We start from the raw sequence: 18946 nt of genomic DNA, 5'->3' as shown, positions 1-18946 counted from the left end.
CGGGCGGGCGGTGCGACGTAAAGCGCGCTACAGGTGTGACTCCAGCTCGTGCTCGGCGTGCACGCGGGCGCGGTGCTCGCGGTAGTGGACCCACTCGCCCGCGTTCAGCGCCACCATCAGCACCGCGACCACCGCCAGCGCGGCCAGCGCGGGCAGCAGGGCCAGCAGCGGGGTGAGCCCGAGCAGCAGCAGGCCCAGTCCGACGCGCTGCGGCTTGCGGGCCCGGTCGCAGCGCCAGGAGATGGCGGCCGCGGCGAACAGGCACAGCGCCAGGCCGCCGGTCAGCGACCACAGCGGCGGGCCGTGGAGCGGGTCGGCCAGGGTGTGCCCGTCGGTGCCGCCGACGTAGTTGAGCACCTTCTTGAGCCCGAGGGCGAGCAGCACCACCCCGGCGACCAGCGGCAGGTGCAGGAAGGTGAACGCCGAGCGGGCCAGCGCCGCGCGCTCGGCCCCCCGCGCCCTGGCCAGCGCCCGCTCGCTGATGATCTGCTGGGTGTCGAAGTAGGCCCACCACAGCGACGCGCTGACGCTCAGCCCCAGCAGCGCGGCGAGCAGGATCGGCCAGGACAGCGCGACCTGGTTGACGCCGACGCCGATGGAGATGATCGACTCGCCGAGGGCGATGATCAGGATGAGCCCGTGCCGCTCGGCGAAGTGCCTGGCCGAGTTCAGCCGCCAGCCGCTCGCCCCGATCACCAGGGTGCCGCCGTAGTCGGCCAGCACCGCCGCCGCCCACAGCAGCGTCTGCGTCGTGCCGCTGGTCTGGCCCGCGATCAGCAGCAGCGCCGTCCCGCCGACCACCGACGGCGCCCACCGCACGAGCTGGCGGCGCAGACCCGGGTCGTCCCGGGCGACGACGAAGAACAGCAGCAGGTGCACCGCGCGGACCAGCAGGTAGGCGAAGGCGAGGACCGTCGGGCCGTGCAGGCCCCCGGGCAGGTCGTCGAAGGCCTCGGGGATGGCCAGCGCCAGGGTGAACATCGCCGCCATCGCCAGCAGCACGGCCACCCTGCCCAGGCCGACATCGGCCCTGACCAGGTTCGACAGCCAGGAGTACCCGACCCAGCACCACCAGAGGACCGCGACCAGCAGCAGCCCGCGCACGACGCGGTGCCAGGACGGGTCCTCGGCGACCAGGGCGGTGACCTGGATCATCGCGAAGACGAAGACGAGGTCGAAGAACAGCTCCAGGGTGGTGGCGGTGGAGCTCTCCCGGATGCGCGCGAGCCGCGGCGGCCTGCTCATGGTCGGGATAATGCACCCATGCGACTCCAATGGCGTCCCGAACCCGCCGACTGGGCCGACGCGGTGCGCACGATGGTGCCGTTCACCCGCTGGACCCCGTGGTTCGCCGCCGCGCTCGGCGTGTTCTCGGTGGTGCTGATCGCGCTGGGCCAACCGCTGCCCGGCGTGTTCGGCGCGGCGTGCGCGGTGCTGATCTTCGCGCTGCCCGGGGTGGGGGCGCGGTGGGCCTTCCGGCGCAACCCGGTCGCGGGTCGGACGGTGACGGCCGAGGTGGTCGGCGGGCGCATCTCGATGATGACCGTCGACGGGACCGCGCACAGCGAGTTCGCCGTCGCCGAGCTGGCCGGATGGGCCGAGACCGAGCGCAACTTCGTGCTGCGCACCGCCGGTGGCGGCGTGCATCCGGTGCCCGGTCGCGCCTTCGACAGCACAGCGGACATCGACGCGTTCCGCGACCTGTTGTCCGAGGCGCTCGGGCGACCGGCGTAGGCTCACCCACCGTGTCAACTCCGAGTGCGACTTTCGCCGTCTGGGTCTCGGCGTGGCTGCCCGGGTCGGCCGCGTCCGACGACGTGCTCGACGCCCTGGGCCACTGGTCGGAAATGCACGACGCCGTCGCCGTCGATGACGCCACCGCCGATGAGCTGGAGATCCCCGTGCGCGGCGAGGCGGGCGCCCCCGCCGTCGCGCTGCTGGCGGCCGTGCGCCGCATGGGCGCCACCAGCGCCAGACTCGTGCTGCCGGTGCCCGGCGACGTGCGCGGCCTGGGCACGCGCAGCGAGTTCGCGGGCACCGCGCTGCACTCCGGCGAGGCCGTGGTCCTCGACGGCACCGGCTACGGCCTGGTGCCCGAGCCGATCGCCGACGGCGTGCTGCGCTGGACGGTGTTCCCCACCGGGGAGACCGCCGGCGTCGAGCACCTGCCGCTCGGCGAGGCCGAGCACGAACTCTCCGGTGCGATGCGGGTGGCCGCGGGCGCGCTGACCGAGCTGGGCGTGGCCAAGCAGCGGGCGGGGGTGCGCGAGGAGATCACCGAGCGCATCGCCCACCGCGCGGCCGCGCCGTGGCCGGAGGGCACCCCGCCGCGCTCGCTGCGGGTGCTGCAGCGGGCCAACGAGGTCTCGGCGATCCTGGACCTAGCCGCCGAGGACGCCCCCGGCGGCGCGGTGTCCTCATCGGCCGCCCGCAAGCGCGCCGACGTCCTGCGCCCGCTCAACGACGCCGTGCGGCTGGCCAGGCTGGCCGCCGTGCAGGAGGCCGTCCGCGTGTTCACCGACCACGCGGAGCAGTGCTGAGAGCCGCTCGCGACCGGTAGATGCCGGGAACGCCCCACTCCTGATCAGCCGCTCTGCCACACTGGCGGTTCCTTGATCACTCGGAGGGGCTGTGTCGGAGTCTGGCCCGCGGCGGCGCACCTGGTGGCCGCTGATCATGGCGGTCGTGGTGGGTCTCGTCGCCAGTCTGCTGCTCTACGAGCTGCTGGACGAGGACGGCTCCGCCGCCGCGTGCGTCCCGCTGGAGATCAGCGTCTCGACCGAGAAGGACGAGCTGCTGGCCGACCTCGCCGCCGACTACAACGCCGCCGCCGAGGACTCCGACGGCCCGTGCGCCAAGGTCACCGTGCACGGCCTGACCTCGGGCGCGGCGATGGAGGCGCTGATCGGCGGCTGGGGTGCGGCCAAGACCGGCACGCCGGAGCCGCAGGTCTGGCTGCCCAGCACGTCGCTGTGGCTGGCCAGGATGGCCGCGCGCGGCAGCTCGGACATCGTCGTGACCCAGGAGAACCCGTCGGTCGCGGCCAGCCCGCTGGTCATCGCCATGCCTGAGGAGATGGCCGCGCAGGTGCGCACCCGCACCCCCGACCCGGGGTGGGCCGACATCCTGTCGCTGGCGACGGCGCCCGGCGGCTGGGCCTCGCTCGGCAAGCCGGAGTGGGGCGAGTTCACCCTCGCCCGCGACAACCCGCTGCTGTCCTCCTCCGGCCTCGGGGCGTCCGTGGCGACCTTCCACGCGGGCGCGACCTCGGCCAAGGTGCGCCTGGACGGCGACGCCGTCGGCAACGCCGAGGTGCTCAAGTTCGTGCGCGGCGTGGAGTCCTCGGTGACCCGCTACGGCAACGACGCGGCCCTCTTCGTGGAGCAGCTGGCCGAGGACGACCGCCTGGGCACGCCGCCGATCAGCGCGATCGTCATGCAGGAGGAGCTGGCCTACCTCTACAACCGGGGGGTGGCGGGCAAGGGCCCCGCCGAGGCCGAGCGCGGCGGCACCCCGCCGAACCGGCCGTTCGCGGTGATCCACCCGCGGGAGGGCACGCTGGTCTTCGACCACCCCTTCGTCGTCCTCGCCTCGGCGTCCCCCGAGCAGCGGGAGGCCGCCGCGGACTTCCTGGCCTTCCTGGGCGAGCCGGAGCAGCGGGACCGGTTCCGCACGCTGGGCTTCCGCGACGCCGACGCCGTGGACAGGCCGACACCGCAGTTGCAGGAGGCCCTCGGCCTCAGCGCCGACGGCGGGCTGGCGGTGATCCAGCCGCCCGCGGGCCGGGTGGTCGAGTCCCTGGTGGACGCCTGGGGCGCGACCCGCAGGCACGCCAGGGTCCTGCTCGTGCTCGACGTGTCCGGGTCGATGGCCCAGATCGCCAACCCCGACAGCGTCGACGCCGAGATCGCGGGCCGCACGAAGGTCTCGCTGCTGCCCGGCGCGGTCGCCAGGGCGCTGGAGCTGCTGAGCCCCGTCGACGAGGTGGGCCTGTGGACCTTCTCCACCGGCCGGACCGAGGCGGTGCCGGTCCAGTCGCTGTCGAAGAACCGCGACGCGCTGCTCGACACCGTCGGCGCACTGCGCGCCCGGGGCGAGACCGACCTCTACCAGACCGTCTCGGCCGCGCACGCCAAGATGATCGGCGAGCTGGACGGCGACCGGATCAACGCCGTCGTCGTCCTCTCCGACGGCGCCAACACCCCCGCCGACGCCACGGCGCGGCAGCGGCTGCTGGACGCGGTGAGCACCGACAACAGCGAGGTCCCGCTGCCGGTGTACACGATCTCCTTCGGCGCCGACGCCGACCGCACGACCATGGCCGCGATCGCCAAGCAGTCCGGCGCGCTGCACTATGCGGCGGTGGACGACCCGGAGAACATCGACGAGGTGTTCGCGGCCGTCTTCAGCCACTTCTGATGCGCGGCCCCGACCCGGTGGCGGTGGCCGCCGCCGTCGTGATCGCCTCGCTGGCCGCCGCGGCGACCGCGGCGCGGGGCCCGTCGCCGTGGTGGGCGGTCCCGGTCTTCCTGGGAATGGTCCTGCTGGTCCTGGGAGTGCACGCACTGCTGTCCTGGCGGACGCGCCCGGCGCCGCCACGGGAAGGCGAGGAGATCCGCCGCCTGGTGCGGGCGCTGTCGGCGGCGGCCGGGGAGCTGCGGGCGCGCTCGCTCGGGGTGCGCGCGGCCGACTCGGTGGCGGGGATGGCGGCCGGGGTGGTCGAGGCGGGCTATCAGCTGGCCTGGCTGGCCGTGGAGCGGGAGTCGACCTCGGCGGCGGCCGCGCTGGCGAAGGCGGTGGCGAAGCTGGAGGATGTGGCCGGTCGGGTGGACGACCCGGCGGTGCGGCTCAACGTGCTCATCGAGGAGCTGATCATCGTGCAGAGCGGCCTGGAGAGCGCGACAAGGGGTCTGCGGGGGTACTGACGTGCTGATCCAGGCCAGGTGGGCCGAGCCCATCCGCTCGGGGCGGGTCACCGTGCTGTTCCGGCGCTGGACGTCGCCGAGGGTCGTCGCGGGCCGGGTGTACCGCACGGCGGTCGGGCGCGTCGCGGTCGACGCGGTGGACCTGGTCAAGCGGGTCACGGTCAAGGACGCCAAGGCGGCAGGCTACCGCGATCCCGCCGCGCTCGCCGCCGATCTGCGCGGCGGGGAGGACCGGGCGCTGTACCGCATCCGCATCCGCCCGGTGGACGAGCCGGACCCGCGCGCCGAGCTGGCCGCGGCGGGCGCGCTGTCCGCCGACGACGTCGCCGCCATCACCGCGCGCCTGGACCGGCTGGACCGCGCGTCCTCGGCGGGCGCGTGGACGCGGCCGACGCTGCGGCTGATCGCCGAGCGGCCCGGAGTGCGCGCGGGCGACCTGGCGGCGTCGGTCGGTCGGGAGATGGCGCCGTTCAAGCTCCACGTGCGCAAGCTGAAGAACCTCGGCCTGACGCTGTCGCTGGAAATCGGCTACCGCTTGTCGCCGCGCGGCGAGGCGTACCTCAATTCTCTTTAACCCTCAACGGAACCGGTACCGCGCTGGGCGTTCCCGAGTGGACCCAGCGCATGATCATCCGCCGGATGGGGCATAGCGCGGTGCTATGGGTCATTGGGATGAGCGGATGGCGCGCCGCTCCCCGATAGTGGTCACACCGAACCACCCGCTGTAACCGGAGTCACACCATGACCGCTGAGCTCGTCGACACCCGGCCCGGGGCGCCGCGTCCGCCCGCGCTGGACGGCGCGCACCTGGGCGCGCTGCAGATGGTCGCCCGCGGCGAAGTCGGCGGCTACGGCGCGACCGCGGTCCTGGCGCACCGGACCGACGACCTGTCGGCCCTGATGATCGGCGTGCTGTTCACCCTGAGGAGGGACGGCTTCATCACCTGCGGCGCGTCGGCCGACCCGCGCGACGGATGGGTCACTGCCGAGCTGACGTCGGCGGGCACCCGCCTGCTGGAGCTGTGGCTGCGCCGCGGGCGGCGCTCCCCCGACGAGGTGGCCCGCGCCCGCGACTGGTTCGTCCTGCTGCGCTGCGCGCACCGGGGCGAGCTGGGCCTGACCGAGCGCAACGAGATCACCGGCCGCGGCCTCCCGCCGCGCACGGACCTGACCGCCCGCGCCCGCGAGCTGGTCAGCGCCGGTCATCTCGTGGTGGGCTCCACGAAGCTGCGCGACTGCCGCCTGATCACCCTGAGCGAGACCGGGCGCCAGCTGCACAGCAGGCTCGACCTGTCCGAGCCGAGAGGATGACCGCCGTGGTCGCCCTCCGGCACGTTCCACCCGATCCACGCGGAGAGGTGTGCTGGGGAACCAGCGCCGCGTACCGCGAACGGGCACACCTTGTCCCAACTCACCGCGCGGCCAGTCTGTGCGGAACGTCGGTGGACGAGCGCTGCGTACAGCGCCCCGCCGGCCGAGTGGTGTGCCCTGAGTGCGCTATCGCGTACGTCGCGGCGGTGTTTCCCGCACCAGCGCCGGGCCTACGGCACGAGGCCCGGTTGCGCGCCTAACCGCCAGATGGGTGGCGGGGCGGTTCCCTGCACCGCTCCGCCACCCCCCTTTCTCCGAAGAGAACCCCTCCCGGCCCACCGGCCTGGCTAACGCGTAACCGATGAGTTACGCTTCCTGTCGTGGACCTCGTCGCCGCCGCCATCGCCGATCCGGTGCGCCGGGACATCCTGGAGATGCTGCGCCCCGGGCCGCTGCCCGCGGGCACGATCGCCGAGCGCTTCGCGATCAGCAGGCCCGCGGTGTCCCGGCACCTGCGGGTGCTGCGCGAGGCGGGCCTCGTGCACGACGACGCCGTGGGCCGCCAGCGGCTCTACCGGCTCGACCCGGAGCGCTTCACCGAGCTGTCGGACTGGATCGCCCGCTTCCTGCGCCCGTCGGCCTGGGAACAGCGCCTGGACGCCCTGGAGACCGAGGTCCACCGCACCCGGCGCGACCGCCGGAACGCCTACCCCGAGGAGAACACCGCATGACCCCGACCGGCAAGCTCGTCGGCTCCGACCTGACCCTCACCCGCTTCTTCCGCGCGTCGGCGGACGACGTCTGGGCCAGCGTCACCGAACCCGAGCGCACCGCCCGCTGGTTCGGCACCTGGAAGGGCGAGGGCGGCGCGGGCAGCACCATCCAGGTCCAGATGGGCTTCGAGGACGGCACCCCGTGGATGGACGCCACCGTCAACGCCTGCGAGCCGCCCCGGCGCCTCGACCTGACCGCCGTGGACGCCGAGGGCCGCTGGCACCTGGAGCTGCTGCTGACCGAAGTAGACGGTGGCACCGAGCTGGCGCTGGTCCACCACCTGGAGAGCACCGACGTCGTGGAGAACACCGGCCCCGGCTGGGAGTACTACCTCGACCAGCTCGTCGCCTCCCGCGACGGCACCCCACTGCCGGACTTCAACGACTACTACCCGTCGATGAAGGCCTACTACGAGGGCCTGCGCTAGGCCGTGTTCTCGGTGTGGGGCGCGGCTACCGCGTGCCCCACACCGAGAACATGGCCTAGCGGCCCGGCCTGCGGGCCGGTTCGCAGCAGGAGATGGCGCAGGGGGCGCCGTTGAGGGAGCAGCCCGCCGAGGGGACGGCCGAGAGCTTGCGGGGCGAGGCGCCCGCCGTGTGCTCGCGGACCAGTTCGACCACCAGTTCGGCGAAGCGGGGGTCGGCGCCGGGGGTGGCGGCGCGGGCGAAGGACATGCCCAGGGCGTCGGCCTTCTCCCTGGCCTCGGTGTCGAGGTCCCAGACGACCTCCAGGTGGTCGCTGACGAAGCCGATCGGGCACACCACGACCGCGGTGACGCCGTCGGCGTGCAGGGCCTCGATGTGGTCGACGATGTCGGGCTCCAGCCACGGCACCTGCGGCGGGCCGGAGCGGGACTGCCAGACCACGTCGTGGGCGGGCGCGCCGACGGCGTCGGCGACGAGGCGGGACGCCTCGACCACCTGGCGGGAGTAGCGGTGGCCGCCCTCCTCCGGCGGGCCCGCGGCCTTGTCGGCGGACTCGGGGATCGAGTGCGCGGTGAAGACCAGGCGGTAGTCGCCGTCGGGGGCGACGGCGCGCACGGCGTCGGCGGCGGCGGCGATGAACAGCGGGTGGTCGAAGAAATGCCGCAGCTTCAGCAGGTCCGGCGCGTCGGGCACCGCCTCGCGGGCGCGGGCGATGTCCTCGTCGTACTGGCGGCAGGCCGAGTAGCCGCCGTAGGCGCTGGTCGGGAAGACCAGGGCGTCGCGCACGCCGTCCGCGGCCATGCGGGCGACGGTGTCCTCCACCATCGGGTGCCAGTTGCGGTTGCCGAAGTACACCGGCAGATCGATGCCCTCGGCCTTCAGCGCCGCCTCGACGGCCGCGATCGCCGCCTTGTTGAGCGCGTTGATCGGCGACACGCCGCCGAAGTGCTGGTAGTGCGCCTCGACCTCATCGAGGCGCTCCGGGGGCACCCCCCGGCCGCGCGTGACGTTTTCCAGGAACGGCCGCACGTCGGCTGGGGACTCGGGCCCGCCGAAGGACAGCCACAGCAGCGCGTCCGCCATCACATGCCCAACGCGTGGACACCGCCGTCGACCCACACCATGGAGCCGGTGGTGGCGGGCAGCCAGTCCGACAGCAGGGCGCACACCGACTTGGCGACCGGCTCGGCGTCGTTGACGTCCCAGCCCAGCGGCGCGCGCTGGCCCCAGGCCTCCTCCAGCTCGCCGAAGCCGGGAATCGACTTGGCGGCCATGGTGCGCACCGGGCCCGCGGCGACGAGGTTGACCCGCACGCCCTTCGGACCCAGCTCGCGCGCCAGGTAGCGGTTGGTGGACTCGAAGGCGGCCTTGGCCACGCCCATCCAGTTGTAGGCGGGCCACGCCACACGCGCGTCGAAGTCCAGTCCGACGATCGAGGAGCCCGGCCCCAGCAGCGGCAGGGTCGCCGTCGCCAGCGACTTCAGCGAGTACGCCGAGACCTCCACCGCCACGGACACGTCCGACCACGGCGCGTCCAGGAACGGCGCGCCGAGGCAGGACTGCGGGGCGAAGCCGATGGCGTGCACGACGCCGTCGAGCCCGTCGACGTGCTCGGAGACCCGCTCGGCGAGGGTGTCCAGGTGCTCGGAGTTCTGCACGTCCAGCTCGACCAGCGGCGCGGGCTTCGGCAGCCTGCGCGCGATCCGCTCGACCAGGCTGAGCCTGCCGTACCCGGTCAGGACGACGGTCGCGCCCTGCTCCTGGGCGACGCGGGCGACGTGGAACGCGATGGACGAGTCGGTGATCACGCCGGTGACCAGCAGCCGCTTGCCCTCGAGCAATCCGCTCATGTGTGGGGTGTTCTCCTACTTGATCAGTGACCCATGCCGAGTCCGCCGTCGACCGGCAGCACGGCGCCGTTGATGTAGCCGGCCGCGTCGGAGGCGAGGAACGTGACCGCGGCGGCGATCTCGTCGGTGGTGCCGTAGCGGCCCGTGGGGACCGAGGCGAGGATCTTGGCGCGCCGGTCCTCGGTCACCTGCTCGGTCATGTCGGTGGTGATGAACCCGGGGGCGACGACGTTGGCGGTGATGCCGCGCCCGCCCATCTCCCGGGTGATGGAGCGCGCCATGCCGATCATCCCGGACTTGCTGGCGGCGTAGTTGACCTGCCCGGGCGAGCCGAGCATGCCGACGACCGAGGAGATGTAGACGATGCGCCCGAACCGCGCCTTGAGCATGTTGCGCGTGGCCCGCTTGGTGACCCGGAACGCCCCGGTCAGGTTGGCGTCGACGACCTTGGTGAACTGGTCCTCGTCCATGCGCATGAGGAGCGTGTCGTCGGTGATGCCCGCGTTGGCGATGAGCACCTCGACCGGCCCGTGCGCGTCCTCGACCTCGGTGAAGGCGGCATCGACGGAGGCCATGTCGGTCACGTCGCAGCGCACCCCGAACAGCCCTTCCGGCACCCCGGAACCACGGTGCGTGACGGCCACCTTGTCGCCCTGCTCCGCGAACGCGCGGGCGATCGCCAGCCCGATGCCGCGATTGCCGCCGGTGACCAGTACCGACCGTCCCATCAGTCTCCCCGTCCAGATGCCCGCCAGGTCCGCGGATGAGGCTATCGGCTACCCCTGCGTAACCGCTGACACCCCCGGCGACGCCTTGGTCACACTCGGGATCACAGTCGGGATCACGGTCACCCCCGGACGGCGAACCACCACAGCTCGTCCCTGGCCCGGGTGGCGGCGACCATGAGCTGCCGGGCCCGCAGCTCCCGCCCCTCCTGGTCGGCCCCGGCGCCGTCGGACTCGAAGTGCACGGCGATGACGGCCTGGAACTCCAGGCCCTTGGCCCGGTGGACGGTGCCGACCTTGACCGAGTCGTCGGGAAGGCCCGCGTACTCCTTGAGCGGCGTGCTCGCCACCCCTGCCCCGCGCAGGGCGCCGACGACGTCACTGACTCGGCCCAGGACGATGATCGCGGTCGAGCCGCTCGGCGCGGCTGTCCCGCGCAGCGCCTCGAGCAGCGCCTGCCCGAGGTCCGCGCGATCGCCCCGCCACATCCGCACGACACCGCCCTCGCTGACCACCTCGGCGTCGCGCAGGGACACCCCCGCACCACCGTCGAGGTCATCCACGGCGTCGACCGCGCCCAAGCCGTCGGCGAAGCGCACGATGTCGGCCCGGTTGCGGTAGTTGACCTTCAGCACGGCTCCGCGCCCCCGCACGGAGATCCCCGCCTCCGAGAGCTTCCAGCCACCGGGGTAGACCTGCTGCTGACCGTCGCCCACCAGCAGGAGGCCGTCCGGGCCGTCGCCCGCGAGCCGGTGCAGCAGGCGCAGACCCATCAGCGAGATGTCCTGCACCTCGTCGGCCACCACGGCGGCGTAGGGCGGGTCTTCGCCGTCCAGTTCCTCCCAGGCCCGCTGGACGAGGTCGTTGAAGTCCAGCAGGCCCCGCTCCGCCAGCTTGGCCTGGTAGGTCTCGTAGAGCGCCCACACGGCTTCCTTCTGCGCCGCGCTGAGCTTGCGGACGCGCCCTTTCCGCGGGACCAGGGTGTACTCGTCAAAGGTGCGGATACCCCGTCCTTTGACGACGGTGTCGATCTCGGTCCACCAGTACTCGCGGGGTTCCACCGGTTCCAACGCCGATCGGTGCGCCAGCCAGGCCAGGTTGAACACGCTCCCCACAGAACCGTGCTGGGAGACGGTGACGCCCCGTTCCCTCAGCAGTCGGTGCGCCCAGGCGTGCAGACCGGTGAACTCCACCCGGTCGGCCAGTTCGGGTGCCAAGCGCAGGAATGACTCCCGGTGCACCGTGGGCAGGGTGCGCACGAACGTGGTGAAGAGAAGAGGCCCGGTGGTGCGGCGCGCGATGGCGCGCAGGCGGTGCAGGGCCACCACCGTCTTGCCGGTGCCCGCGGGTCCGCCGATCCTGGCCGGGCCGGAGTAGCGGCGGGTCACGATGCCCGACTGGGACGGGTGCAGGAAGGTCAGCCAGCTCTGGAAGGACCCCGACATCGCCGATGCCACCTGGTCCTCGCGCAGTTCGTCGGCGTCGAGGAGGCCGGGCGCGGACTCCGGTGCTGTTCGCTCGGCCACGGTGAGCAGGGCGAAACCGGGCAGCCGGACGGCGTCGGTGATCGCGCGGACGTGGGTCTTGGTGAGGTGGGCCGCGGTCGAGGCGAAGAACTTCTCCAGGTCCGCCTCGCGCACGGCCTGGTAGAGGCCGTCCGCTCGCGATCTGGCCTCCGCGGACCCGGGCCGGATGGCCACCAGCCGGGGTGCGGCCACCACCCGCCCGGACACCCGCACCCCGGCGAAGGCGTGCTCGGCCTCGGCGAGCAGTGCCCGCGCGGTGTCGTGGTCGGGCAGGTGCTCGCCGATGACGATGGCGAGCACGCCGCCCTTGCCGACCGCGAACACGTCCACCCCGCCCCGTCCCCTGCGGACCAGGCAGCGCCAGCCCGCGCGGGCGACCAGCGCCGACAGCACCCGGCGGAAGTCCCCCTCCGCGTCCGGGAAGTGCCGGGTGACCAGTTCCGTGGCCAAGCGCGCGCGGCGCGCGACATCCCCCATGATCGACACGTTACGTGGTCACTCGGTCGCTATCCGCTCAATCAGCGCCCACCACCCGGATGGATCAACGCTTTCCCGGCCTCGGGAACGCGGCCGCCACCTCGGCGATCGTGTCCAAAGTCGCCGCGTCCGGCGTGCCGGAGACCGGCTCGGTCTCGGCGAAGACGACGGTGGCGCCGTCGCGGCGGGAGTCGTAGTTGAGGGCGGTGAAGTGGACGTCCCGGGTGATCGGGAGGACGTCGCCGTTGCCGTGGATGCGGTGCAGGGCCTGGAATCCCGCCGCCTGGTTCGCGGTGCTGAAGCCGACCCAGACGACCGACACGGCGACCACCGCGCCGGACTCCAGGGTCACCGGGTAGGCGGCGCGGGTCAGGGTGCGGCACGGGAGGCGGGTGAAGAAGGCGCGGATCTGGTCGGTGGACAGGGCCGCGCAGTCCCCACCCGTGCGCACGGCCTGCTTGCCCGCGCGCATGCCCATCCGAGACCACGCCGACGGCTTGCCCGCGCGCGCCAGGTCCTTGGCCGCGGCCTTGTTGGCGATCCCCTGGGGAGCCGAGGGCGGCGTGGCGCTGGTGCCGCCCGCCGAGAACGCCATGCCCACCGCGACGATCGCGCCGACGACCACCGCGCCCACCGAGCTCGGAGCCCTCTGCGAGCCGCCGCCCGCCCCACCGATCTGTCGCCTGGCCATGGCATCCCTCTCGCGGGCGGATGCTCTGGTTTAGCCGATGGCGCGCCGTTTGGGAACGGTTTCGGCGCAACGGGATACGTCGCTCAGGGCAGCCGCTGGCCCACCAGGAGTGACGCACCGGCCGCGATCAGCGCCAACACCGTCCCCATGATCAGCCAGGGTCTGCTCGCATCGCTGAACTTGATCTCGTAGCCGATCTGTTCGCCGAGGGTGTCGTAGACGCTGCGGAGCTGTTCGGCGGTGGCGGCGGTGTAGAAGTCGCCGCCGGAGAGGCCCGCGATCTCGCGCATGGCGTCGTCGTCCACTTCGACCGACTGGACGCGGCCCTCGATCTCGACGGTGCCCTGCAGCGTTCCGAAGGAGATCGTGGTGATGGGGATGCCGCGTTCCTTCGCGGCGCGGGCGGCGGTGAAGGAGCCGCGCGGGTCGTCCTCGAACTCCGTCGGGATCGTCTGCTTGCCGTCGGACATCAGCACGATGCGCGCGGGCGGCGGACCGTCCGGCCCGCCCACGACCGAGGAGAAGCTGTCGATCGACTGCAGCGCCGCGAAGATCGCCTCACCGGTCGCTGTGGACTGGGCCAGCTTGAGGTTCTCGATCGAGTTGACCACGCCCGCGCGGTCGGTCGTCGGCGCGACGAGGACGGTGGCCGTGCCGGCGAAGCTGATCAGGCCGAGGTTGACCCCGGGGGTCAGGCCCTGGGCGAAGGACTTCGCCGCCTCCTGCGCCGCCTCCAGCCGCGAGGGCTGGACGTCGGTGGCCTCCATCGACAGCGACACGTCGACCACCAGCACCACGGTCGCCCGGTTGCGCGGCACGCGCTGCTCGGCCGTCGGCCCGGCCATGGCCGTGGTGAGCAGCATCAGCGCGATGACCAGCAGCACCGGGGGCACGTGCCGCACCCAGCCCTGCCGCTTCGGCGCGACCCGCTCCAGCAGCTCCAGGTTGGTGAACCGCAGCGTCCTGCGCCTGCGCGCCTTCTGCACCAGCACGTAGCCCACGACCAGCGCGACGACGGCGAGCAGCAGCAGGAACCACCACGGCGCGGTGAACCCGCTCAGGCTGAGTGTCACGCCGCACCACCCGACCAGCGGCGCTTGCGGGAGACGATGAAGCGCACGGTGTCGGCGATCCAGTCGGAGTCGGTGCGCAGCGTCAGGTGCGCCGCGCCGGAGCGGCGCAGCGCGGCGGCGACGGTGGCGCGGTGCTCGGCGGCCGCCGCGGCGAACTCCTTGCGCAGCAGCGCCGTCGCGGTGACCTCGCGCTGGCGGCCGGTCTCGGGGTCGGCGAGCACCACGGTGCCGACGTCGGGCAGTTCGGTGTCGCGCGGGTCGACGATCTCGACGGCGACCAGTTCGTGGCGCAGCGACAGCGCGCGCAGCGGTCGCTGCCAGCCGGTGTCGCCGAGGAAGTCCGAGACCACCACGGCCAGGCCGCGGCGGCGCGGCGGCCTGCGCAGCGCGTCGACGGCGTCGGCGAGGTCGCCGCGCACGCCCTCGCCTGCCCTCGGCGTCTCGGCGACCCGCTTGACCAGGCCGCGCGCGTGGGCGAGCCCGCCGCGCGCAGGCACCCGGACGGTCTTCTCGCCGGTGGCGATGAGCGCCCCGACGCGGTTGCCGCCGCCGCGGGTCAGGTGGGTGATCGCGGCGACCGCGGCGACGGCCAGGTCCCGCTTCTCGCAGGCGGCGGTGCCGAAGTCCAGCGACGCGGACAGGTCGACCACCAGCCAGGTCTCCAGCTCGCGGTCGGCGACGGTCTCGCGGATGTGCGGGGTCGTGGTGCGGGCGGTGACGGCCCAGTCCATCCGGCGCACGTCGTCACCGGGCTGGTAGGGGCGGGCCTCGCCGGGCTCGGAGCCGGGCCCGGGGACCAGACCGAGGTGGTTGCCCTGGAGCAGCCCGTCGAGCCTGCGCCGGACGTCGATCTCCAGCAGCCGCAGTCCGGCTTCCATCCGGTCGCCGCGCAGAACCGGCGGCGCCCAGGCCGGCCGGTCGCCGGTGCTCTGGCGCCGCTCGCTCACGGCCTGCCCGCGGGAACCTGCGGCCGGGCCGAGACCTGCGGCAGCGGCACGGTCTGCAGCACGCGGGTCACCATGTGGTCGACGGGGACGCCGTCGGCCAGGGCGTCGTAGCTGAGCACGAGCCGGTGGCGCAGCACGTCGGGAACGACGTCCACGACATCCTGGGGCAGCACGTAGTCGCGGCCGCGGACCAGCGCGAGCGCGCGGGCGGCGGCGACGATGCCGAGGCTGGCGCGCGGCGAGGCGCCGTAGGCGATCCAGCCCGCGACGTCGGCGAGGCCGTGCTCGGCGGGCGTGCGCGTGGCGAGCACGAGGCGCACGGTGTAGTCGACCAGCGCGTGGTGGACGAAGACCCGCGAGGCCACGCCCTGCAGGCGCACCAGCTCCTCCGGGCTGAGCACCTGGTCGGGCACCGGAGCCTCGACGCCCATCCGGTAGACGATCTCGCGCTCCTCCTCGGCCGTCGGGTACTCGACGATGATCTTGAAGAGGAACCGGTCGCGCTGGGCCTCGGGCAGCGGGTAGACGCCCTCGTTCTCGATCGGGTTCTGGGTGGCCAGCACCAGGAACGGGTCGGGCATCGGGAAGGTCGTGCCGCCGATGGAGACGTGCTTCTCGGCCATCACCTCCAGCATCGCCGACTGCACCTTCGCCGGGGCGCGGTTGATCTCGTCGGCGAGCACGAAGTTGGCCACGACCGGGCCGAGTTCGACGTCGAAGCGCTCGGTGCCCTGGCGGTAGATGCGGGTGCCGAGGATGTCGGCGGGCACCAGGTCGGGGGTGAACTGCACGCGGGAGAACGAGCCGCCGACGACCTTGGCGAAGGTCTCCACGGCGAGGGTCTTGGCGACCCCGGGCACGCCCTCGATCAGCAGGTGGCCCTTGGCCAGCAGCCCGACGAGCATCCGCTCCACCAGCCGGTCTTGCCCGACGATCACGCGCTTGACCTCGAACACCGTGCGTTCGAGCACCTGGGCGTCGTGGGCGGGCGTGCTGGTCGGCTCGGTCACCGGCATTCCTCCTGTGGCGGGATACCCCCACAGCAAAGCGGACGTCCGGTATGAGTGCTGTGAAAACGCCCGGGGATCACCGCCAGCGGGCGAGGTCCTCGGGGGTGTCCACATCGGCGGACGCGCCCGCCACATCGGCCACCCTGGCGGGCCCCAGCGGGCCGAGCGTGGCGTGGAGGCCGCGGCCGGGAGCGGCGAAGGCGGCACGGAGCGCGGCGGCGGGCCAGGCGCTCAGCAGCCACTGGTCCCGGCCGTCGCCGTCGACCAGGACGGCGCCCGCGGGCAGGGCCGCAGCGCGCACGAGCGCGACCGCGTCCGAGGTCACCGCGGGGAGGTCGGCGGCCAGCAGCACCACGACCTCCACCGCGCCGACCACGGCGAGCCCGGCGGCGACGGCGGCCACCGGCCCCGAGCCGGGCTCGGCCTCCCTGGTCCAGGTGACGGGCCGCGAGCACGGCCGCTCAGGGCCGACCACGACCACCCGGCCGGCCCCGGCCGCGGCTTCCACGGCCCGGTCCAGCAGCGTCGCGCCGCCGATGGCCAGGGCGGGCTTGTCGAGGCCGCCGAGCCTGCTCCCCCGGCCCCCGGCCAGCACGATCGCCGCCCACGTCATGCGGGCGACCCTAGTTGACGCAGCCGTCCCCACCTGGCCCCGGCGACGGCGACGTTCCAGACCTGCCACCGGTCGGGGGCGCGAAGTGCCCGGCGGTGAACCGGCGCACCTCGGCGAGGTCGAGCGCGACCACGGGGCGGCCGTCGACGATCTTGTCCACCTGTTCGATCGGGACGGTGGCCAGGCGCGCGGGTCCGGTCGCGGTGGCGGCCACGGCGACCGGGTTCCAGCCGGGGTCGGTGCGCACGAGTTCGCGCACCAGACGGGACAGCTCGTCCTTGCGCCCCGGGTCGGTGAGGACGGTGGTGACGAGCTTGTCCGCCAGGGCGCGCAGGAAGACCTGCTGGCGCACCATGCGGTCGAGGTCGCCGTTGGGCAGGCCGTGCCGCTGCCGGATGAACGCCAGCGCCGACGGGCCCCGCACCACGACATCGCCCGCCGGGAAGTCGGCGCCGGAGTACGGGTCGGACACCGGGTTGCGCAGGCACACCTCGACTCCGCCGACGGCGGCCGACAGCTCCTCGAACCCGGCCATGTCGATCTCGGCCCAGTGGTCGACGGGCTGACCGGTGATCTCGCCGACGACCTCGGCGACAACGGCGGGCCCGTCGGTCTTGAGCACGGAGTTGAGCTTCGCGGGCGCGCGGCCGGGCAGGTCGACCCAGGTGTCCCTGGGCAGCGACACCGCGCTCGTCCGGCCACCGTCCACCCTGACCAGCATGACCGTGTCGGCCAGTTCACCGGCCTCGCCGATCACCACGATGTTCTTCGGCCCGGCCTGCACCGGCGCGGCGGGCGGGGCGGCGGGCTCGCGGCCGGCGGCCAGCGGCACGACCACCGCTCCCACGACCGCGATCACGCCCGCGGCGACGAGCGCCACCACCCCGCCGCGGCGCCTGCGCGGGGCGCGCAGGCGGTCGATCACCACCGAGCCCGGGACGGCGTTGGCCGCCTCGTCGGCGAGCACGGCGCGGATGTCGTCTTCGGTCACCTGGTCACCTCACGGGCGGGGGCGGCGGCACGCAGAGCGGCCAGCGCGCGGGAGATCTGGGAGCGGACGGTCACCTCGGCGCAGCTCAGCACCCGGGCGATCTCGGCGTCGGAGCAGTCCTCGTAGTAGCGCAGCACCAGCGCGGCGCGCTGCTTGCGCGGCAGCACGGCGATGCGGGCGCGCATGGCGTCGCGCTCGGCGTGCGCGGCGGCGCCGTCGGCGACGGCGGGCGCGAGTACGGTCAGCACCTCGGGCGCGGCGGCGACGTCGCGGGCGGCCCGCCTGCGCCGCCAGGACAGGTACTCGTTGGTGACCATGCGCTTGACGTACAGGTAGGGCGCGTCGGTGGCGGCTATGCGGGACCACCTCCGCTGCGCGCGCAGCAGCACTTCCTGGACGATGTCTTGCGCCAGGTACCTGTCACAGCACAGAGCGGTGGCGTAGCGCAGCAGCCTGTCCACGCGTTCGACCACGAACTCCTCGAACCCCTCGGGGTACCCATCGGGCACTGTCCCTCCAATGCGGGCGGTCATTCCGGTCGGGAAACGCGCCCACCGCGGCCGACTGTTGCACGCCGCCACCGGTGGTGACACCCGTCACAGGCAGCTATACGGCCGCGTGCAATTCCCTCTTTTCTCGACTACCTCGCGACCTCTTGACATGTTCAGTCGGCGACTTAACAATCAACCTACTCGCGAGTTGTGAACGCTCCCAATTCCTCCAGGAAGAGCCCTCATGTCCCGATCTCGCCTGTTCACGCGCGTTCTCGCGCCCTTGGCCCTCGTGGCCGGCCTGACCGCGGAGACTACCGCGGCGCTCGCCGCCGAGAACCCGTACGAGCGCGGTCCCGCGCCGTCGAACAGCAGCATCGAGGCCGTCCGCGGCCCGTTCACCACCACGTCGACCACGGTGTCCAGCCTCGCCGCCCGCGGCTTCGGCGGCGGCACCATCTACTACCCGACCTCCACCGCGTCGGGCACCTTCGGCGCCATCGCCATCTCGCCGGGCTACACCGGCACGCAGTCCAGCATCTCCTGGCTGGGCCCGCGCATCGCCTCGCAGGGCTTCGTGGTCATCACCATCGACACCACCAGCCGCTACGACCAGCCCGGCAGCCGCGCCGACCAACTGCTCGCAGCGCTGGACCACCTCACCGGCACCAGTGCGGTGCGCTCGCGCATCGACCCCACCCGACTGGGCGTCATGGGCCACTCCATGGGCGGCGGCGGCGCGATCGAGGCGTCCAACGACCGGCCCGCCCTGCAGGCCTCCATCCCCCTGACCCCGTGGCACACCACCAAGAGCTGGTCGCGGACGTCGGTGCCGACGTTGATCATCGGCGCGGAGAACGACTCGGTGGCCTCGGTGGCCTCGCACTCCGAGCGCTTCCACACCAGCATGCCGTCCACACTGGACAAGGCTTACCTGGAGCTGAACGGGGCCGGCCACTTCGCGCCGAACTCGTCCAACACCACCATCGCCAAGTACAGCATCGCCTGGCTCAAGCGGTTCATCGACAACGACACCCGCTACGAGCAGTTCCTGTGCCCGGCGCCCAGCGGCTCGGCGATCGAGGAGTACCGCGACACCTGCCCGCACTCCTGACGG

Annotated in this window: 21 protein-coding genes; 9 read left to right on the top strand and 12 right to left on the bottom strand. The window is 73.2% G+C overall.

Going from position 1 to position 18946, the window contains the following annotated elements:
- Positions 1–27: 27 nt before the first annotated feature.
- Positions 28–1245 (bottom strand): low temperature requirement protein A, encoded by a 1218-nt coding sequence (locus ACFPM7_RS12905; RefSeq protein ID WP_378247433.1) that lies wholly within the window; start codon positions 1243–1245, stop codon positions 28–30.
- A gap of 18 nt (positions 1246–1263) precedes the next feature.
- Between ACFPM7_RS12905 and ACFPM7_RS12900 the strand changes: the two genes are divergently transcribed.
- The 8 genes from ACFPM7_RS12900 to ACFPM7_RS12865 all read left to right on the top strand — a co-directional run bounded on the left by ACFPM7_RS12900 (position 1264) and on the right by ACFPM7_RS12865 (position 7437).
- Positions 1264–1734: a YcxB family protein gene (locus ACFPM7_RS12900; RefSeq protein WP_378247431.1), complete on the top strand. Its 471-nt coding sequence runs from the start codon at positions 1264–1266 to the stop codon at positions 1732–1734.
- Positions 1735–1745: 11 nt separating this feature from the next.
- Positions 1746–2540, top strand: coding sequence for a hypothetical protein (locus ACFPM7_RS12895; protein ID WP_378247429.1), 795 nt, complete (start codon positions 1746–1748; stop codon positions 2538–2540).
- A gap of 91 nt (positions 2541–2631) precedes the next feature.
- Positions 2632–4419, top strand: coding sequence for a vWA domain-containing protein (locus ACFPM7_RS12890; RefSeq protein ID WP_378247427.1), 1788 nt, complete (start codon positions 2632–2634; stop codon positions 4417–4419).
- On the top strand, positions 4419–4925 hold the full coding sequence (locus ACFPM7_RS12885; RefSeq protein WP_378247425.1) for a hypothetical protein: 507 nt from the start codon (positions 4419–4421) through the stop codon (positions 4923–4925). Before ACFPM7_RS12890 ends, ACFPM7_RS12885 begins: the two co-directional genes overlap by 1 nt.
- A 1-nt stretch (position 4926) precedes the next feature.
- A complete protein-coding gene (locus tag ACFPM7_RS12880; RefSeq protein ID WP_378247423.1) occupies positions 4927–5499 on the top strand; it encodes an ASCH domain-containing protein in 573 nt (190 codons plus the stop codon).
- Positions 5500–5666: 167 nt separating this feature from the next.
- Positions 5667–6236, top strand: coding sequence for a hypothetical protein (locus ACFPM7_RS12875; RefSeq protein ID WP_378247421.1), 570 nt, complete (start codon positions 5667–5669; stop codon positions 6234–6236).
- A gap of 380 nt (positions 6237–6616) precedes the next feature.
- Positions 6617–6967, top strand: a complete 351-nt coding sequence (locus ACFPM7_RS12870) for a metalloregulator ArsR/SmtB family transcription factor (protein ID WP_378247419.1) — start codon at positions 6617–6619, stop codon at positions 6965–6967.
- A complete protein-coding gene (locus tag ACFPM7_RS12865) occupies positions 6964–7437 on the top strand; it encodes an SRPBCC family protein (RefSeq protein ID WP_378247417.1) in 474 nt (157 codons plus the stop codon). The genes ACFPM7_RS12870 and ACFPM7_RS12865 overlap by 4 nt, the downstream gene beginning before the upstream one ends.
- A 55-nt stretch (positions 7438–7492) precedes the next feature.
- On the opposite strand, the gene ACFPM7_RS12860 is transcribed toward ACFPM7_RS12865, so the two are convergent.
- The 11 genes from ACFPM7_RS12860 to ACFPM7_RS12810 form a co-directional block, all read right to left on the bottom strand.
- The gene (locus tag ACFPM7_RS12860) at positions 7493–8521 is read right to left on the bottom strand and encodes a ferrochelatase (RefSeq protein ID WP_378247415.1); all 1029 of its coding nucleotides are present in this window, start codon (positions 8519–8521) and stop codon (positions 7493–7495) included.
- Entirely contained in the window at positions 8518–9285 is a 768-nt protein-coding gene (gene fabI, locus ACFPM7_RS12855; protein ID WP_378247413.1) for an enoyl-ACP reductase FabI, read from the bottom strand. Before fabI ends, ACFPM7_RS12860 begins: the two co-directional genes overlap by 4 nt.
- Positions 9286–9308: 23 nt before the next feature.
- The gene (fabG, locus tag ACFPM7_RS12850) at positions 9309–10013 is read right to left on the bottom strand and encodes a 3-oxoacyl-ACP reductase FabG (RefSeq protein WP_378247411.1); all 705 of its coding nucleotides are present in this window, start codon (positions 10011–10013) and stop codon (positions 9309–9311) included.
- A gap of 119 nt (positions 10014–10132) precedes the next feature.
- Positions 10133–12013 (bottom strand): UvrD-helicase domain-containing protein, encoded by a 1881-nt coding sequence (locus tag ACFPM7_RS12845; RefSeq protein WP_378247409.1) that lies wholly within the window; start codon positions 12011–12013, stop codon positions 10133–10135.
- Positions 12014–12077: 64 nt separating this feature from the next.
- Entirely contained in the window at positions 12078–12704 is a 627-nt protein-coding gene (locus ACFPM7_RS12840; protein ID WP_378247407.1) for a hypothetical protein, read from the bottom strand.
- An 83-nt stretch (positions 12705–12787) separates the two neighbouring features.
- Positions 12788–13777, bottom strand: a complete 990-nt coding sequence (locus ACFPM7_RS12835) for a VWA domain-containing protein (RefSeq protein ID WP_378247405.1) — start codon at positions 13775–13777, stop codon at positions 12788–12790.
- Positions 13774–14655: a DUF58 domain-containing protein gene (locus tag ACFPM7_RS12830; RefSeq protein WP_378247986.1), complete on the bottom strand. Its 882-nt coding sequence runs from the start codon at positions 14653–14655 to the stop codon at positions 13774–13776. The genes ACFPM7_RS12835 and ACFPM7_RS12830 overlap by 4 nt, the downstream gene beginning before the upstream one ends.
- 65 nt (positions 14656–14720) lie before the next feature.
- Positions 14721–15740, bottom strand: coding sequence for an AAA family ATPase (locus tag ACFPM7_RS12825; protein WP_378247403.1), 1020 nt, complete (start codon positions 15738–15740; stop codon positions 14721–14723).
- Positions 15741–15810: 70 nt separating this feature from the next.
- Positions 15811–16347: an NTP transferase domain-containing protein gene (locus ACFPM7_RS12820; RefSeq protein ID WP_378247401.1), complete on the bottom strand. Its 537-nt coding sequence runs from the start codon at positions 16345–16347 to the stop codon at positions 15811–15813.
- A gap of 10 nt (positions 16348–16357) precedes the next feature.
- Positions 16358–17338 carry an LCP family protein gene (locus ACFPM7_RS12815; RefSeq protein ID WP_378247399.1) on the bottom strand — a complete coding sequence of 327 codons (981 nt, stop codon included), beginning with the start codon at positions 17336–17338 and terminating at the stop codon, positions 16358–16360.
- Complete coding sequence (locus tag ACFPM7_RS12810) at positions 17335–17871, bottom strand: sigma-70 family RNA polymerase sigma factor (protein ID WP_378247397.1); 537 nt, start codon at positions 17869–17871, stop codon at positions 17335–17337. Before ACFPM7_RS12810 ends, ACFPM7_RS12815 begins: the two co-directional genes overlap by 4 nt.
- Before the next feature lie 202 nt (positions 17872–18073).
- Here ACFPM7_RS12810 and ACFPM7_RS12805 point away from each other — a divergent pair, with 202 nt between their 5' ends.
- Positions 18074–18943 carry an alpha/beta hydrolase family protein gene (locus ACFPM7_RS12805; RefSeq protein ID WP_378247395.1) on the top strand — a complete coding sequence of 290 codons (870 nt, stop codon included), beginning with the start codon at positions 18074–18076 and terminating at the stop codon, positions 18941–18943.
- Positions 18944–18946: the final 3 nt, after the last annotated feature.

Source organism: Actinokineospora guangxiensis (assembly GCF_042657845.1).
Classification (GTDB): Bacteria; Actinomycetota; Actinomycetes; order Mycobacteriales; family Pseudonocardiaceae; genus Actinokineospora; species Actinokineospora guangxiensis.
Note: the sequence above shows the minus strand (reverse complement) of the source record. Positions and strands in the feature narration are given on the sequence as shown.

What these genes read in the sequence shown, in the direction of transcription:
- ACFPM7_RS12905 (WP_378247433.1), bottom strand. Translation starts at nt 1,245, where the DNA reads ATGAGCAGGCCGCCGCGGCTCGCGCGCATCCGGGAGAGCTCCACCGCC.
- ACFPM7_RS12900 (WP_378247431.1), top strand. Translation starts at nt 1,264, where the DNA reads ATGCGACTCCAATGGCGTCCCGAACCCGCCGACTGGGCCGACGCGGTG.
- ACFPM7_RS12885 (WP_378247425.1), top strand. Translation starts at nt 4,419, where the DNA reads ATGCGCGGCCCCGACCCGGTGGCGGTGGCCGCCGCCGTCGTGATCGCC.
- ACFPM7_RS12875 (WP_378247421.1), top strand. Translation starts at nt 5,667, where the DNA reads ATGACCGCTGAGCTCGTCGACACCCGGCCCGGGGCGCCGCGTCCGCCC.
- ACFPM7_RS12865 (WP_378247417.1), top strand. Translation starts at nt 6,964, where the DNA reads ATGACCCCGACCGGCAAGCTCGTCGGCTCCGACCTGACCCTCACCCGC.
- fabI (WP_378247413.1), bottom strand. Translation starts at nt 9,285, where the DNA reads ATGAGCGGATTGCTCGAGGGCAAGCGGCTGCTGGTCACCGGCGTGATC.
- fabG (WP_378247411.1), bottom strand. Translation starts at nt 10,013, where the DNA reads ATGGGACGGTCGGTACTGGTCACCGGCGGCAATCGCGGCATCGGGCTG.
- ACFPM7_RS12845 (WP_378247409.1), bottom strand. Translation starts at nt 12,013, where the DNA reads ATGGGGGATGTCGCGCGCCGCGCGCGCTTGGCCACGGAACTGGTCACC.
- ACFPM7_RS12840 (WP_378247407.1), bottom strand. Translation starts at nt 12,704, where the DNA reads ATGGCCAGGCGACAGATCGGTGGGGCGGGCGGCGGCTCGCAGAGGGCT.
- ACFPM7_RS12830 (WP_378247986.1), bottom strand. Translation starts at nt 14,655, where the DNA reads ATGGAAGCCGGACTGCGGCTGCTGGAGATCGACGTCCGGCGCAGGCTC.
- ACFPM7_RS12825 (WP_378247403.1), bottom strand. Translation starts at nt 15,740, where the DNA reads ATGCCGGTGACCGAGCCGACCAGCACGCCCGCCCACGACGCCCAGGTG.
- ACFPM7_RS12820 (WP_378247401.1), bottom strand. Translation starts at nt 16,347, where the DNA reads ATGACGTGGGCGGCGATCGTGCTGGCCGGGGGCCGGGGGAGCAGGCTC.
- ACFPM7_RS12810 (WP_378247397.1), bottom strand. Translation starts at nt 17,871, where the DNA reads ATGACCGCCCGCATTGGAGGGACAGTGCCCGATGGGTACCCCGAGGGG.
- ACFPM7_RS12805 (WP_378247395.1), top strand. Translation starts at nt 18,074, where the DNA reads ATGTCCCGATCTCGCCTGTTCACGCGCGTTCTCGCGCCCTTGGCCCTC.